Below are 17085 nucleotides of genomic sequence, written 5' to 3' on the forward strand. Positions count from 1 at the left end.
TATGACTTTCGATAATTTTGAGTATGCCCAACAATTGAAAAAAGATTTAATGGTGATGCAGCGATGGCAGGTATTAGTTGAAACATTGTCTCAAGCTGAGACAACAACTGACATCCTAGAAGTCGTTGATAAGATACTGGCATTTGATGTTCATGAGGCTACAATTCTTCGTGTTGCCAGTGAGCATTGGTATCCCAGTACGCACTGGGTAACATTGGCTTTCGCGAAGCTCGCTAGCATGTCTTCTTTATCTGAGACAAGCGTTGTGCTGCCACAATTGCAAAAGGTGGCGGAACTGCATTTTGCTGAATTTCCTAATGCATCATTTCGATTCACATCAGCACCTCTTGTAGCAGGTGGTTATTACCTAGAAGAAATTTCACAAAACTTGCGTGTATTGTATTGGGATATGTCGCGTCGTCGTTTTTATCTGGATACTAACCAGTTTGGTCAATTGGTCCAAACAGAAGCATTACAGTTGGCGGGACTACCTGCTTTGAAATCGTTTCAACAGCGCTTGACCGGCATTGCTGATCAGCTTAGAGAAGTGGATTACGATGTCGATGTAATCGGAATTGACGCTAAAAATAGCCTTGATTTAACCATGAGAGGTAAGGATCTACCAGTTGATGTTTTAGATAGTTTATTTGTTGCGGCTGCAAAGCAGCATTTTGTGCTAAAGAGCCATCAAGGACAAAAAACAGGTGCTACGCTACAAATTGCCGATGTAACCCTTGATATTATTCAAAATCGTGATGAGAAGGGGCATAGCTTTTGGCATTATGATATTATAGATAATAGCCAAGATGTGACACTGTATTCGTTACTTCAGCAATTACCATTTTTGGCACAGTGGTACAACGTGTGGTTAGAACAAGTTGGTTTAAAAGATCATCGAGAAGTTTTTGTAGAATGAGAGGGAAATCATGACAATAATCATTGTAATAGTAATTATCGCAATCCTTGTGTTGGCTTGGATTGGTATATACAACGGGCTTGTTAAAGCTAGAATGCAAACCCAAGAATCATGGAGTCAAATTGACGTGCAATTAAAGCGTCGAAATGATCTGATTCCTAATTTGGTTGAAACGGTTAAAGGCTATGCCAAGCATGAAAGTGAAACATTAACCAAAGTGACACAGTTACGTCAAGATGTGGCAGCAGCAAACACGCCAGCTGATAAAATGGCGGCTTCTAATCAATTAAGTGGTGTTTTATCAGGATTTTTTGCCCGTGCTGAAGCTTATCCAGATTTAAAAGCCAATACTAATTTTAACAAGCTTCAAGAAGAGCTGACAAATACTGAGAACAAAATTGCTTATTCTCGACAATTGTTTAACGCCACAACCGCCAACTATAATACAAAATTACAATCATTTCCTACTAATGTTGTTGCCGGCGTTCATCATTTCCAACCTAGCGAATTTTTGCAAGTTCCTGAAGCAGAGAAAGAAGTACCAACGGTTAAATTTTAATGTTGTATCAACAAATACAATCAAATAAAAGACGGACCATTGTTTTGTTGTTGGCCTTTTTTGTCTTAGTTGCACTTGTAGGCGCAGCCGTGGGCTATCTATTGCTTGGTTCTTTGGTATATGGCATTGTAGGTGCGATTATTATTGGTGTCATTTACACAGCAATTATGATTAGTAATTCAACTGCTGTTGTGATGGCTATGAACCATGGTCAAGAAATAACGAATGCTGATCAACAGCCAGAACTGTGGCACGCCGTAGAGGATATGGCAATGGTTGCGCAAGTTCCTATGCCAAGAGTATTTGTCATTTCTGATGACAGTCCCAATGCTTTTGCGACGGGTAATGACCCAGAACATGCTGCAGTAGCAGCAACAACTGGTCTTTTACGGATAATGACTCGCAGCGAGTTGGAAGGCGTTATCGGACATGAAATGAGTCATGTTCGTAACTATGATATTCGTATCTCTACAATAGCTTTAGCATTGTCGGCCGCTATTACCTTACTCACCAATATTGGTGGCAACTGGTGGTTTTGGGGAAGTGGGGAAAGGCGCAGAGACAATGATCGCAACAATAGTGGTGGGCTGCAGGCAATCCTGATGATATTTTCGATTTTGATGATGGTACTTGCGCCACTAGCTGCAGCAGCCGTACAAATGGCTATTTCTCGAAATAGAGAATACTTAGCTGACGCTGGCAGTGTTGAACTGACAAGAAATCCACAAGGATTAATATCAGCTTTGCGAAAATTAGGTGGTTCAGAACCAATGCAGGATGTCGATCCATCGTCAGCAGCGCTATATATAAGCAACCCTTTAAAAAATAAAGAACATTTATTCGATACACACCCACCAATTGAAGAACGAATTGCGCGGTTAGAAAAAATGTAATCCTCTAGTTAGCGTCCATTTATTGGACGTTTTTTTGTTTCAAAATCATTAAAGTTTGTTTTGTGATATGATTTTTTAAATATAAACTAACTATAGTTCGCAAAATAACCGTATTTTATATTTATTAATAATACAATATACGTAAAATGCTTTACAATATTATTGCAAATATGGTTAAATATAAAAGTAACAAATTCAGGGTATAAAACACACGGGAGAAATAATCCAATGGAAAATAAATGGTTACGAGCTGCCTTACCGGCACTTCTAATTCATGGCAGTATAGGCACAGTCTATGCCTGGAGTGTTTTTAAACAATCAGTTGCAGATTATATTGGTGCCAGCGTACCTGATGTGGAATGGGCATTTTCTATCGCAATATTATTTTTAGGACTTTCCGCTGCTGTATTGGGACACTATGTTGAAAAAAATATTAAGCGGTCGGCGTTGTTAGCAACATTATTTTTTGTGGCTGGTATGTTAGGAACAGGTTTTAGCATTCAACAGCGATCATTAATCGGTATTTATATTTTTTACGGTATTGTGATGGGTATTGGCTTAGGAATTGGTTATCTGACTCCAGTCAAAAATTTGATGCTATGGTTCAAAGATAATAAGGGATTGGGAACCGGCTTGGCGGTTGCGGGATTTGGTCTTGCGAAAATGGTGTTTTCTCCTGTTATGATGACTTTGCAAAAATCAATTGGTTTATGGCAGATGTTTATCTTTTTGTCGGTAGTCTTTGCAATCATGATGTTGATTGGAACTCTACTAATTCATAAACCAATTGATTGGCAAGAAAAACCGCTACAAAAACCATTCCAACCACTAAAAGTAATGGGGAACATGACATTTGTTGGGATTTGGTTGATGTTTTATCTGAATATAACAGCAGGTTTAGCTATTATTTCACAAGAAAAAGATATTTTATCTAATTTAACATTACAAAACGGGAGCGCGGTATTTTCACTTGGCGCGATCACTACTATTTTGAGCGTTGATGCTTTCTTTAATGCTGCAGGTCGAATTGGTTTTGCGACATTATCTGATCGGCTTAAAGATAGAAACAGTGTTTATCAGTTGATTTTCGGCATTTCAATTGTGATGTCCTTACTGTCTTATTTTTTGCCTAGTGGTAACTTTTTAATGCCAATTATATTGGTTGGAACATTCTTTTTAATTAATGCTGGTTATGGTGGCGGCTTTTCGGCCTTGCCACCTCTACTAGCAGATCGCTTTGGTATGAATGCAATCTCAAAAATCCATGGGTTAGCACTAACCGCTTGGGCAGCTGCTGGTCTTTCTGGTAATCAATTAGCGAGTTATATTGTGCACGTCTTAGGCATGCCATATCAAACTGTCTTTTTGGCAATTAGCATTTTGTATATTATTGCCTATCTGATTTCACGATTTATGGTAAAACCAACCAAAATGTTGATCGTTTAACTTTAAATGTACCGGAAATGAGTCTATTTTTTAGTGACTAATTTCATGTAAAAAGCATACAAAGCAAACACAATTTGATATGATTAGTAGGTAAGTGACCACGTATTTTAGGAGAATCATATCAATGGCAAATATTCAATTTAATTGGCGCAAAATCTTTTTAACAACCGTTGTATTCATTGTCAGTTCTATCATTCAAGTTATTTCGCTGAATGCATTTTTAATTCCTAATAATATTTTTTCAAGTGGTTTTAATGGTATTGCACAGTTGCTGTCATTGTTTGCGCAACATACTTTTCATATGAACATTCAAACTGGAACGTTTATGATGGTGTTTAACATACCAATTGGAATTGTTGGTTGGAAATTAATTGGTGGTAAGTTTACGATTTTAAGCTTTTTAAATGCCATATTTGTGTCAACAATTCAAATTATAGCACCGACAAAAGCGTTGACGACTGATCCAATGTTAGCAGCACTATTTGGTGGACTACTGTTAGGTGTTGCAATTGGTTTGGCAATGCGGTATGGCTTTTCGACTGGTGGCATGGACATTGTTGCCATGGTTGTTCAAAAGCGAACAGGAAAATCAGTTGGCGCGTTGATGAATATCATTAACTGTGTTGTTGTTATTGTTGCCGGTTTCTTCATTGGTTGGCAAAATGCCCTATTTACGTTAATTGGTATTTACGCAACAGGTCGAGTTGTGGATACTCTGTATACGGGATATCAGAAATTAACTGCGATGATTGTCACCGCAAAAGGGGATGACGTTGTAGAAGCTCTTCATAAAGATTTGATACGTGGTATTACTATTCTGCCATCTAAAGGTGCTTACACAAAAAGAGAATCCACTACCTTGATGATGGTGATTTCTCGCTACGAATTATTTGAAATGCAAGAAATTGTCCATCGCGCTGATCCTAAGGCCTTTGTTAATTTATTGAACACAGTTAATGTGTCAGGTGAGTTCTTAGATTCTGACAGACAATTACAAATGAAAAAAGCTATTGCTGTTCCAAAAGTTGAAACGATTGAGGCACAGATTGAAGCTGAGAAACAACTAGAATCCCAGCTTGAAAATGTGACTGATAATCAGGTAAAATAGATTTTAAATATTAAGGAGGGCTATTTATGCCTATCGTACAAGTTGAACTACTAGAAGGACGTTCACACGAACAACTCGCTAAAATGGTTAAAGATATCACTGATGTAATCGTTGCCGATGCTGGGGCTTCACGTGAAGCCGTACATGTCATTTTAAGAGAAATGCCAAAAGACCACTACGCAGTCGGTGGCGTTTTGAAGAGTGACCAATAAGTCATTAAAAAACAATCCCATGGGGTTGTTTTTTTGTGTAATGTTATCAAAATGTGACAATTTGATGAAATAATCAAGTTTTGGTATTTTCTTAAGGTTTTACGTGATAAACTTAATATGTTAAGAGAAACTTAAGATTTGAGAATTTTGTCAAAGTGGCTATGGCTGTTTTGATATAGGCAGAAAGGGTGAATATATGGAACGTCTGGATAAAAAAATTATTGCTTCTGGCCTTGGCGTGCTCGGACTTGTTGGTGTTGGTTCAAGTATTGTCAATGCTGATCAAGTGAAAAACGCAGTGGACAAAGCCGTAAGCTCAGTTGCTGAAGCAACTGGTTTAGTGCACACGAATGAGGTCAGTTTGTCAAAGACAAATTTGACGATTCCAAAAGATAAGGTGTTACACGTTAACACGCCAGCAGAAACGAAAGCGGCGCAGACTAATACTAAAAAGAAAACCACTACATACCGCGTCAAAGCGGGTGATTCACTCTGGTCAATTGCGCAAGCTCATAAAGTGAGTGTAGATACATTAGTTGCAAACAACAATAATTCTGATTTGATTTCTGCCGGTCAAATTTTGACTTTACCAACAGATGAATCAGTATCTCAGAATGCTACATCTGTGGTACCTGAAGTGGTTTCTACCACTTCAACAGGAACAAGTTCAGACAGTTCATTAGATACTAGTTTGAGTAGTGCTGATGTGGCTTCTCCTGCTAATGAGGTTAGTACAGGGACAACTACTGACGCTACTGACCTAACATCGACTGTTGTCGCAGTAGCTAGTAAGCCAGTGGCTTCCGACGCTTCAGTTTCAAGCGCAGCTGCTATGACGTCTGTGGTGAGTGCCGCTTCTTCTACGGCGCCTGCAACAGATGTTGCCATCAGCGCTAATGTGGCAACACCTGTCACATCGTCATCTGCTGATATACCGGTTTCTGAAGCAACTACGGCGTCAGTTGCATCTAATGTCAGCGAGGCAAGCCAAGAATCAGCTGCCTCTGCAACGGCAAGTTCAAACGCCTCATCAGCTGCCTCTGCAACACAAGGTTCAAGCGCCTTATCAACTACGCCACAGTCTGAACAATCAGAGACTGCAACACCAGCGGCCAATCAAAATGTTACAGCTGCAAGTGCGGCGATTGTTTCATTAGCTAAGCAATTAGCAACTCAAAATATTCCGTACGTGTGGGCTGGTTCTACACCACAAACAGGTTTTGATTGCTCTGGTTTGGTCAGCTATGTATTCCAAAATGCGGCTGGTATTTCGTTGCCCCATTCATCTGTTGCACAAGAGTCTTACACAAAAACTAAAGCAGTTTCACAGGCACAACCTGGTGACTTGCTGTTCTGGGGAACCAAGGGCGCATCGTATCATGTGGCCATTTACATTGGAGGAAATCAATACGTTGCTGCGCCACAACCAGGAATGAACGTCCGCGTGGAAACAATTTCGGCGAACTTTATGCCTAGTTTTGCAGGCAGTGTACAATAATTTATGTAAAAGCAACTGTTTGTTCTGATCTGACCAGTTGCTTTTTCTCATAAAAGCGTGTAACATGAAACCAATAATTAAAACATTACTTTGCAGATATAGTGCTGGAAAATGGCCAGCAGTTTCTACCACGCACCAAACGTCGTGACTATCCGCAAGTGTTTTTGACCGTTCAAAAGCACTTGTGGATCTGTGTATCCCAAGTGTTTTTTTATTTGTATTTTTGGCGGATCTGCTGACAATTTTGTTGGCAAAAAGGCCTGATTAGCGAAAGTATATTACAACGATTTCTCAATTGGTTTTATAATGAGCGACGGTGTGATCTACGACTATAATTTTTTTGGAGAATGTGATGGAAAAGTTTAATTCAAAAGGTAAATTCGTCCCAATGGGATTAACGTTTGAAGATGTCAAGCTAGTGCCAGAAAAAAATTCGCCAGTCAAGGCGGATGAGGTTGCTTTAGGAATCGATTTGACACCTACGTTGCATTTGCATATCCCGCTGCTTTCTGCTGCAATGGATACGGTGACCGAGGCAAGATTTGCCATTGAAATTGCTAAATTGGGCGGATTAGGTGTCATTCATAAGAATATGACGATTGCGCAACAGGCTGAACAAGTACGCCAGGTTAAAACAGCAAAATTTGATCACCAAGCCTATGCTCAGGCTGCTGTAGATGCCGATGGTCATTTGCTGGTTGCTGGTGCAGTTGGCGTGACAAATGACACTGTTGATCGTGTTGCGGCTATGGCAGACGCTGGTGTTGATGCAATTGTTTTAGATTCTGCTCATGGGCACTCAGAAGGCGTTTTGCGTAAGGTTTCAGAAGTACGTCAAGCTTTTCCAAAACTCAACATCATTGCTGGTAATATTGCGACACGTGAAGGCGCTGCGGCGTTATATGATGCCGGAGCGGATGTTGTCAAAGTAGGCATTGGTCCTGGTTCAATTTGCACGACTCGAGTTGTAGCAGGTATTGGTGTACCACAAATTTCTGCTGTACGTGAAGCTGCAAAAGAAGCTGCTGTGCGGGGTAAAAAAATCATAGCTGATGGTGGTGCCAAAACACCTGAAGATATTATCAAAGCAATGGTTTCAGGTGGTAATGCGGTTATGCTTGGATCAATGTTTTCAGGCACAGAAGAAACACCAGGTGATTCATTTGAAGATAATGGTCATCTTTATAAGAGTTATCGTGGTATGGGATCAATTGCGGCTATGGAAAATGGATCGAAAGACCGTTATTTCCAAGGGGAAGTCAATGAAGCTAACAAAATGGTACCCGAAGGTATTGAAGCAAGAGTGGCCTATAAAGGTGCACTAGTGGATGTGTTAAATGATATTTTGACAGGTATGCGTCAAGAAATGGCCTCATTAGGTGAATCAGCGGTAACTGGATTAGTGGCAAATGGACATTTAGCAAAATCAACGCAAGCTGTTGATTTTGAAGCTCTGTTGACACAAAAAGCATACACTGTTCTTTAAATTATTCTTAGGAGAAATCATGTCTGAATCAACTCAATTTATCGGCCTTGGTTATGATCAAGCTTTACTTGTACCGGGCGCCTCAAATGTTTTACCACATACAGTATCATTAGCCAGTCATTTATCACCAAATTTTAAATTAAATATACCACTAATTTCTGAGGCTTATGATGCTGAAACAGATCAACGTGTTGTACCAATTGCACTTAATGGTGGTTTGGGTATCTTTGTGCAACAAGAATCGGTGGATGAACAAGTTGAATTAGTCAAATCAGCAAAAGCTACTGTTATTGACGAACAAAAATTTCCAAATGCTTTAACAGATGAACAAGGAAAATTAGTTGTTGGTGCTGAAGTTTGGTTGGGCGCTGAAGCCAACCAACGGGTAGATGCTCTGATCAATGCTGGTGTCAATGCTATTTTCTTCTACTTGCATGCTGATTTGGATGATAGTGCAACAGCAATTATTAAAGCAACAAAACAAACACACCCAGAATTGTTGGTAGCTGTTGGTGTTGTCGAAGATCCTAATGTTGCTGCGCAAATCTATGAAGCTGGAGCAGATGCTGTTCTCGCAGGACGATGCGTCAACTCACCTTTGCCAAATGATTTGACTTATCCATTTTTGACAGTGACAATGGGCATAGCAGATGTGGCATCAAATTATGACAATAAATCAGTCATTGCCGTTGGCGGTGTCCATTATTCTGGGGATGTCGTGAAGGCATTGGCTGCTGGAGCAGATGCAACGCTTGTTTCTGATTTGTTAAAAGGCGAAGTTCTTGAAGCAGATGGCTCATTTAAGGGCGGTGATATGGCAATTGATGATGCCATCTTCCAAACTGATGGTGGCCTTCGAGCTGGCATGGGCTATACTGGTTCTGCAACAATTCAAGATTTAAAATTACATGCTAAATTTGTGCAGATTACAGATAATGGTCTGCGTGAGTCACATCCGCATGATGTTGAAATCACGAAACAAGCCCCTAACTACGCGAAAGGATAATTCATGGCTGACGCACTAGATAAAGTTTTAGTTCTTGACTATGGTAGTCAATATAATCAACTCATTACTCGTCGAATTAGAGAGATGGGGGTTTTTTCTGAATTAAAATCACGAAAAATGACGGCTTCAGAAATTCGAGAATACAATCCAAAGGCAATTATTCTTTCTGGCGGTCCTAAATCTGTTTACGAAGAAAATGCTTTTACAATTGATAATGAAATATTTGAGTTAGGTGTTCCAGTTTTGGGTGTTTGTTATGGCATGCAGTTAATGGCACAAAACCTAGGTGGAAAAGTTGAAGCCAATCCGGGAAACGGTGAATTTGGTCAAACCACATTAAATCACACTGAACATGCTGGTCGACTGTTGGCGAACACACCAGCTTCACAGACTGTTCTGATGAGTCATTCTGATAATGTGACAGCATTGCCAGCAGGATTTGAAGTAATTGGTGGTTCGGAAAAAACGCCGATCGCAGCTATTGCTGATGAGAAACGGCGTCTCTACGGTGTCCAATTCCATGCCGAGACAACATTGTCGGAGAACGGGAAGCAAATCTTGCAGAACTTTGTTAAAGATATTGCTGGTGCGACGCCAAATTGGGACATGAGTGGCTTTATTGATGATCAAATTGCCAAAATTCGTGAAATTGTTGGTGATAATAAAGTGCTACTTGGTTTGTCAGGTGGTGTTGACTCTTCCGTCGTTGGTGTTTTATTACATCGCGCAATCGGGGATCAGTTAACTTCTATTTTTGTAGATCATGGTCTGTTGCGTAAAAACGAAGCAGAACAAGTCATGTCCATGCTTGGTGGTAAATTTGGTCTGAATATTATCAAAGTTGATGCACAAACGCGTTTCTTAGACAAGTTGGCTGGTGTAACTGATCCTGAGAGAAAACGTAAAATTATTGGTAATGAGTTTATTCAAGTTTTCAATGATGAAGCAAAAAAACTTGATGGGATTGAATTTCTAGCACAAGGCACACTATATACAGATGTCATTGAGTCAGGCACAGATACTGCACAAACGATTAAGTCTCACCATAACGTTGGCGGGTTACCTGAAGACCTGCAATTCAAGTTGATTGAACCTCTTAATACGTTGTTCAAAGATGAGGTGCGCGAACTTGGTGAAAAGTTGAATATGCCTCATGAGATGGTTTGGCGTCAACCTTTCCCAGGACCAGGACTGGGTATCCGTATTCTTGGCGACATTACTGAAGATAAATTAGAAATTGTGCGTGATTCAGATTGGATCTTGCGTGATGAAATTGCTAAAGCTGGACTTGAAGGTGATATTTGGCAATACTTCACCGTACTCACTGGTGTTCGTTCAGTTGGTGTGATGGGAGATTATCGTACGTATGATTATACAATTGCCATTCGCGCAATCACATCGGTTGATGGTATGACGGCTGACTTTGCTCATATTCCGTGGGAATTACTTCAAAAAATCTCAGCACGAATCGTTAATGAAGTAGGGCATATTAACCGTGTCGTGTATGACATTACCGCTAAGCCACCAGCAACTGTTGAGTGGGAGTAATCTTTAATAACTGGATGATTGAGTTGTCAAGTAATCCTTTATAATTAAACAAGCAAGTATTACTTGATAGTTGCACCTAAATGGGTGCTTTTTTATTGGAGAAGATTATGTGCTACAATTAAAAAAAATATTGGGAGCTGTTCATGGAATATCATACACATTTAACACCAAAAAGTTATAAAAAAGCGGCTACGCAAAACGCAGATATAAATAATTTACGAGCAAAAGTTACTTATTTCTATATGGGCTTAATGTTTATCTTGTTCGCATGTCTTAGCGCCAATGTTTTATACGGTGCACATACTTTTGGTTTTTTAGATGGTTGGGCAGTTTTTCTTACAATAAGCTTTGTTTTAGCTGTGATATTTGGGGGTCTGCTGGGATATTTAAAATTTGCACTCTCGCTTCGTTCTGCGATTAAAGTTGGCGAAGCAAATGGCGCGTTTGATGAAAGCTTAATCACTTTAAATGATGATGGCATAAGCAAAAATATAAGTGATGGAAGCAGTGCCAATTTTGCAAAATCGCGTATTACAGATGTATATGAAACAAATGAATTTTTCATTGTGAAATTGGGAAAATACAGCATGATGATTTTTGAAAAAGACAATATGTTGACTGATAGCATATATAGACCATAAAATATTAGTTAAAAATATTTGAGGCCGCCTTGACAGCAAAATTAACAGTATAAAAGTGGCTTATGATAGGATTGAGTATTTGACAAAAGTAAAAACAGCAATCAAAAAGTTAATGAAAAGTAGGTAAGCAGTATGAGTGAAACAGCATCACATGGGTCATTATTATTAGGCGGGATCATTATTTTAGGTGTTTTGATTATTGTAGGCGGAATTTTGTATCATTTTTTGAAAAAATAATTTCTAATCCAAGCCACTGCTCTCTAGGAGTATATTTATGGCTATTGGAGGTTGGAGATGAGACGAAAACGTATAATTGCTATCTATACAGGGATAATAGCAGCCGTAGCTTTATTGGCAACAGATCATTTAGGTCTTGATTTGGGTAAGTCAATGTTCATTGTCGTTGTTTCTGTGATTGCTGGCAGTGTATTAATGGAAAAGTTTATTAAATGATTGATTAAGCGCATAAGCGCTTTTTATTTTGTACCTTCAAAGTGTTATATATTAACAAGTGAATGGTTGTTTAAGTAGTGCAATTGCTGTTATTGGAGGTCGGAGAGATGTTTAAAAATTTTAATACAGAAAACTGGTTATCATTTTTGTCAATTGGAGTACCAGTCATAGTATCTGCGATTGGATTTATTATAAGCCTTGTGTTAAGTCACTTTGCTGATAGAAATAAGAGTAGACCAGTAATATTAATTTCATTAAAAAAATATCATAAAAACGGTTTTTATAACACTGATTTAATTATCAAAAACTATGGACAGACAATCGGAACTATTATATCTGTTGAAATTAATCCTTTATACAAACCAGTGGAAGGTAATGATGAATTTGAACCAAACGGGTTTACAAATTTCAAAAACTTTCCTTTAGCTCCGGGGCAGGCAATAACTACGATGATAGCTTCGGGAACGTCAGCTAAACTCATTGAAACGCACAATAGAAATTTTACTATAAAGTACAAACCAGATTTTTTCAAAATACGGCCTTACACCGAAAAATATAGTATAGATGAAATAAATTATCCTACTAGATACGGTGATGGTAATTTTACCTTAGAAAAACGTGTAGAAGAGCTGACTAATAACTTAGAAAAAGACCTAGAATTGCTAAAGCAAGGTTGCTGAGAAATGCTATGTTACTTCTTATTTCAGCGCTGTTGTATCCGATGACAGTTGTGATGAATAAACATTGCAACAGTCATATTTTAATAAAATTACTTTGATGATATCATAATTTGGCTAACCTATTGTCATGTGATAAAATTAGAGTCATTGTGATTCCCATAAAGGGAAATGTCAACAAAGCTGTGTCACCTAGCGGACAAATTTTGTCCAGTAAGGCGCTACAACTTTTTTATTTGGAGGTCTGACATGTCGTGGATTTTTTTATTAATGGCTGGTTTATCTGAAATACTTTGGTCAACTGCAATGAAGCTGAGCGATGGCTTTTCAAAAGTTAGTTGGGCAATCGTAACGGTAGTTGGATTGATTGCAAGTATGCTGTTCTTGCTCCAAGCAGTCAAACATTTGTCGTTTAGCTTGGCTTATCCTATCTGGACAGGTATTGGTGCAGTTGGTTCGGTAATCATCGGTGTATCATTGTTTCATGATAAATTTTCTGGTGCCACTTGGTTTTTTGTGATTCTATTGATTGTGGCTATTATTGGCATTAAAATGACGGCCGGTGAATAGTTAGACGATACTAAAGTGACTTAATTTGGCGCATGATAATATCAAAAACAACAACACCGACAATGCCAATACTGGTACCAATTAAAATAGCGATTAATCGCGTGATGATTAAATTGGTTCCTAATTCAGGTCGAACCAGTTTGAAAAGAATAAGTGCAATTGGTGTTGTAAAAAAATTACCAACCAAGTAACTTTTTGGCATCGTAAAACAAATTATTCCCATCAATATGACTGCAAGGATCATCAATAAGAATGTTTCGTGGATGGTAGTATAGATTAACAATGCAAAGATACAACCAACAACACCAGCAATCACGTAGTGATATTGGCGATGTCTAGCAGTGGGTATATTCTCTGCTTGTAAAATGGTGATAGCAGATACTAACAACCAATAATAGTTATTGAGATGACTATGAATACCAATAAAATAAGCTAACATAGCAAAAAGAGAATAGTTAATAGCACGCATAAATTCAATTCTCTGATTAAATTTTACGTTTGTTAAACGAACTGTGATTGCATATTTGTCATAACACCAATTTTCGATTAGTGCGAAAATAGTTGCAATGCCTATCCCAAAAATAATGTATAAAGTGAATAAAAGTCTTGTTATGATTGATATTTGACCCAGACTGGATAACATACCGTTAATCATCAAGATAAAAAATGCTTGTGGCCCGAGCATTTGTTCTTTAGTCAGTATATATTGTGAACTAAAGGCTAATATTCCAATCCACAATACGGTAGCCATTGATCCAGCTAATAACGCGCTGATAGGCAAAGCTAGAACAGAAATAGCGTCTACTATCAGCAGCTGTGACATTGTTTTTTGCTGATTAGCAGGTACGTAATACATAAGTATCAATGCACCAAAGCAACTCATCACGCCTAACCATAGATTATGAAATAGCCCACTAATTAATAAGGGGATGGCCATTGTACTCATGCTAAAAAAAGTGTGAATGACATGTCTATTAATTTTCTTCATACTTAAATTACCTCGAAAAACTCAAATTTTTCCAGCCTAACATAAAAAAGTTAGTATTGTCAATCTTTACATGTTAGCGAGTTGATTAACAAAGTAAGATAGTAACTTCAGTTGAAAATAATCATGCGTTGCTTTTTGCGGCCATTCATGATTTCAAAGGTGATACAATTGTGGTTTAGTCATTTTTTTATGGTAAAATAAAAGATATATATTTAAAAAAGTGATGAGAGCAGTGATGACCATTAAATATCCAGCAGGCACACGCCAGAACAACTCTGTTCAAAATACAATACGAACGGGCAAAACAACAAAAAAAGCCTTGACTTTCGGTAAGCGTGGAATGGGATTGGAAGATGAAATTAATGAAGCCAACGATTATTACTTGGCCAATCGTCTTGCTGTTGTCCACAAAAAGCCGACACCCATTACAATTGTAAAAGTTGACTACCCAGCAAGAGCTGCAGCTAAAATTACGGAAGCATACTTCAAGCAGGCTTCGACGACAGATTATAATGGTGTTTATCAGGGACGTTATATTGATTTTGATGCCAAGGAAACTAAAAATAAAACATCATTTCCTTTGAAAAATTTTCATCCACATCAAATCACACATTTAGCAAACATTTTATCTCAAGGTGGTATTGGTTTTGTAATTATCAAATTTACGACCTTAAATGAGGGATATGTTTACCCCGCAAGTTCATTGATCAAGCAATGGCAAGATTTAAAGGGTAAACAATCAATTTCATATCGTGACATTGTGGCACAAGGGTACCTCATTCCAGAAAGCTTAAATCCAAGTTTGGATTATCTAAAAGCTGTTGATCTAATGCTTGAATCGTTAAAATAAATATGTAGGAGTTTTCCCAGTATTATGGCAAATGATAATTCAAATCAATGGTCGCGTGTTAATCGCAACCAAAATATGTATGATAATCAGCCAGGTCAAGAACCACCAAGGCCCAGACCCAAAGGCAAGGGTAGCGGACCAAAAAAACCTCGTAAGCCAAGAAAAAAACGACGATGGCTACTTGCCATTTTCCTTTGGCTATTAACACTGGGAATTATTGGAAGTTTGGCCGGTGCTGCGTTATTTTTCACTTACGCCACTGATGCACCTAATATTACTGAATCGGATTTAGCTTCTGAGAATTCAACACAATTATTAGACAGTCAAGGGAATGTGTTTTGGACTATGGCTACGCAGGAGCGTGATTATGCGAATGCGAACGAAATTCCTAAAACGTTGAAGCAGGCGGTTGTTTCAATTGAAGATCGACGTTTTTATAAGCACAATGGTGTGGACCCAATTCGTATTATGGGTGCCGCATTAGCTAACATTAAAGGGTCTTCTCTGGGGATGCAGGGGGGATCAACATTAACTCAGCAATTAGTTAAGTTATCTGTCTTCAGTACATCATCAGCCGACCAAACATTAAAACGTAAAGCTCAAGAAGCGTGGCTTGCGCTTCGAGTCGAAAAGAATTTTACTAAAAACGAAATTCTGACTTTCTACGTCAATAAAGTTTATATGGGCCATGGTATTTACGGCATGAAAACGGCTGCTGAATATTTTTATAGCAAGCCGTTAACAGAACTGTCGTTACCGCAGTTAGCATTACTGGCGGGAATGCCACAATCGCCAACTTATTATGATCCTTACTTAAAAAATAATTCTGCTGCCAAAGAACGACGGGATACTGTTATTGAAGCAATGGTTAAATATGGTGCTATTACTGAAAAGCAAGCCAAAGCAGCCATTGCTACTCCTGTTAATGATGGCTTACAAGATTTAACAACGAAAGCAGAAAATGCAGACCAAAATCGCAAGGTGGTTGATGCTTATGCTAAATCAGTCATTTCTGAAGCTCAGAAACTTGGATATGATACTTCTAAATCCGGTCTGAAGATATATACAAGTATGGATTCTAGTTTGCAACAATCTTTGTACGATAATGCGAACGATGGATCAGTTGCTTTTTCTAGTGCTAACTTGCAGATTAGTGCAACGATGACCAATCCTAATAATGGACGTGTTGTGGCACAAATTGGCGGTCGTAATGTCACGACAACATTTGGCTTAAACCGTGCGACACAATCGTCACGTTCATCAGGATCATCTATCAAACCGCTGCTTGACTACGGACCAGCGATTGAGTATTTGAATTGGCCGACGTATCGAACAGTTGTTGATAAAAAATATAAGTATGTCGGTACCGATAAAGATGTTTATGATTGGGATAAAAAGTATATGGGCAATATCACTATGCGTACAGCCCTGACCCAATCTCGTAATATTCCTGCTGCTCGGACACTTGAAGAAGTTGGTGGCGCTAATGCTGAAAAGTTTGTTAATGGCTTAGGCATTACAACAGACGGAACGCCTGGTGGTTCGGATGCCATTGGTATTCCGGTAACATCAGAACAAGAAGCAGCTGCTTTTGGCGCTGTTGCCAACGGTGGTACTTATTACAAACCAACTTATATTACCAAAGTAGTGACGGCTGATGGCACTACACATAACTACACAACGACTGGAACACGCGCGATGAAAACGAGCACTGCTTTCATGTTGACAGATATGTTAAAGGGTGTTATTAAACCTAATGCTACAGCTGCTGATGCTGCAATTACTGGCCTACATCAAGCTGGTAAATCTGGTTTAGTTGGGTATGATGAAGATGATAATATGCCTGATCGTGCTATTTCTGACGCCTGGTTCACTGGTTACACACGATCGTATGCGCTTTCTGTTTGGACCGGCTTTGATTATCCAAAGCAAAACTACATTCCATGGACAGAACAAGATTTGCCAGCACAATACTATGCCAAAGTAATGGCTTATGCTATGCAAAACAAGGACAACACAGATTGGACCGTGCCTGATACAGTTAAACAAACTGTCAAGGGAAATATCGTTGAATATGAAGTTAAAAATGCTTCTTGGAGTAATGGCGGTCTGCCGAGTGTAACTTCTATTGCTCAGTCGGGGGAAACACCGGCTGAAGCGGGTATTTCGGCGAACTCTGCATCAACTGGGTCTACAACAGGAAACAATTAATCAGAATTTGATCGAACAATCTG

General features: G+C 38.8%; 17 protein-coding genes and 1 riboswitch. Of the genes, 16 read left to right on the plus strand and 1 reads right to left on the minus strand.

The features are described from left to right. The first annotated feature begins 1 nt into the window (after window position 1). The 14 genes from FF105_RS03310 to FF105_RS03375 all read left to right on the plus strand — a co-directional run bounded on the left by FF105_RS03310 (window position 2) and on the right by FF105_RS03375 (window position 13013). On the plus strand, window positions 2-916 hold the full coding sequence (locus FF105_RS03310; RefSeq protein ID WP_010279071.1) for a hypothetical protein: 915 nt from the start codon (window positions 2-4) through the stop codon (window positions 914-916). A gap of 10 nt (window positions 917-926) precedes the next feature. Next, on the plus strand, window positions 927-1475 hold the full coding sequence (locus FF105_RS03315; RefSeq protein ID WP_010279073.1) for a LemA family protein: 549 nt from the start codon (window positions 927-929) through the stop codon (window positions 1473-1475). Beyond that, a complete protein-coding gene (htpX, locus tag FF105_RS03320) occupies window positions 1475-2368 on the plus strand; it encodes a zinc metalloprotease HtpX (RefSeq protein ID WP_010279077.1) in 894 nt (297 codons plus the stop codon). Before FF105_RS03315 ends, htpX begins: the two co-directional genes overlap by 1 nt. Before the next feature lie 228 nt (window positions 2369-2596). Beyond that, on the plus strand, window positions 2597-3814 hold the full coding sequence (locus FF105_RS03325) for an OFA family MFS transporter (RefSeq protein WP_010279081.1): 1218 nt from the start codon (window positions 2597-2599) through the stop codon (window positions 3812-3814). 124 nt (window positions 3815-3938) lie between these two features. Beyond that, entirely contained in the window at window positions 3939-4922 is a 984-nt protein-coding gene (locus tag FF105_RS03330) for a YitT family protein (RefSeq protein ID WP_010279083.1), read from the plus strand. Window positions 4923-4948: 26 nt separating this feature from the next. Continuing rightward, entirely contained in the window at window positions 4949-5134 is a 186-nt protein-coding gene (locus FF105_RS03335; RefSeq protein ID WP_010279086.1) for a 2-hydroxymuconate tautomerase, read from the plus strand. Between the two features lie 196 nt (window positions 5135-5330). Continuing rightward, window positions 5331-6632, plus strand: a complete 1302-nt coding sequence (locus FF105_RS03340) for a C40 family peptidase (protein ID WP_010279089.1) — start codon at window positions 5331-5333, stop codon at window positions 6630-6632. Window positions 6633-6706: 74 nt separating this feature from the next. After that, window positions 6707-6803: riboswitch (purine riboswitch) on the plus strand. A gap of 181 nt (window positions 6804-6984) precedes the next feature. Then, window positions 6985-8118: an IMP dehydrogenase gene (gene guaB, locus FF105_RS03345; RefSeq protein WP_010279092.1), complete on the plus strand. Its 1134-nt coding sequence runs from the start codon at window positions 6985-6987 to the stop codon at window positions 8116-8118. A 19-nt stretch (window positions 8119-8137) separates the two neighbouring features. Beyond that, complete coding sequence (locus FF105_RS03350; RefSeq protein ID WP_010279095.1) at window positions 8138-9124, plus strand: IMP dehydrogenase; 987 nt, start codon at window positions 8138-8140, stop codon at window positions 9122-9124. A gap of 3 nt (window positions 9125-9127) precedes the next feature. Next, window positions 9128-10672, plus strand: a complete 1545-nt coding sequence (gene guaA / locus FF105_RS03355) for a glutamine-hydrolyzing GMP synthase (RefSeq protein WP_147651297.1) — start codon at window positions 9128-9130, stop codon at window positions 10670-10672. Between the two features lie 143 nt (window positions 10673-10815). Next, entirely contained in the window at window positions 10816-11313 is a 498-nt protein-coding gene (locus FF105_RS03360; RefSeq protein ID WP_010279098.1) for a YcxB family protein, read from the plus strand. 294 nt (window positions 11314-11607) lie between these two features. Further along, window positions 11608-11766, plus strand: a complete 159-nt coding sequence (locus FF105_RS03365; RefSeq protein WP_010279106.1) for a hypothetical protein — start codon at window positions 11608-11610, stop codon at window positions 11764-11766. Window positions 11767-11873: 107 nt separating this feature from the next. Beyond that, window positions 11874-12446: a hypothetical protein gene (locus tag FF105_RS03370; RefSeq protein WP_010279109.1), complete on the plus strand. Its 573-nt coding sequence runs from the start codon at window positions 11874-11876 to the stop codon at window positions 12444-12446. Between the two features lie 246 nt (window positions 12447-12692). Further along, window positions 12693-13013, plus strand: coding sequence for a DMT family transporter (locus FF105_RS03375; protein WP_010279114.1), 321 nt, complete (start codon window positions 12693-12695; stop codon window positions 13011-13013). A 10-nt stretch (window positions 13014-13023) separates the two neighbouring features. Here FF105_RS03375 and FF105_RS03380 read toward each other — a convergent pair whose 3' ends face one another. Then, window positions 13024-14001 (minus strand): FUSC family protein, encoded by a 978-nt coding sequence (locus tag FF105_RS03380; protein WP_010279118.1) that lies wholly within the window; start codon window positions 13999-14001, stop codon window positions 13024-13026. Between the two features lie 235 nt (window positions 14002-14236). On the opposite strand from FF105_RS03380, the gene recU reads away from it, so the two are divergent. After that, window positions 14237-14851 (plus strand): Holliday junction resolvase RecU, encoded by a 615-nt coding sequence (gene recU, locus FF105_RS03385; protein ID WP_010279121.1) that lies wholly within the window; start codon window positions 14237-14239, stop codon window positions 14849-14851. A gap of 24 nt (window positions 14852-14875) precedes the next feature. Continuing rightward, window positions 14876-17062, plus strand: coding sequence for a transglycosylase domain-containing protein (locus tag FF105_RS03390; RefSeq protein WP_010279123.1), 2187 nt, complete (start codon window positions 14876-14878; stop codon window positions 17060-17062). Window positions 17063-17085 lie beyond the last annotated feature (23 nt).

It is taken from the genome of Leuconostoc sp. UCMA20149 (assembly GCF_030400235.1).
In the GTDB taxonomy this organism is placed as follows: domain Bacteria; phylum Bacillota; class Bacilli; order Lactobacillales; family Lactobacillaceae; genus Leuconostoc; species Leuconostoc pseudomesenteroides.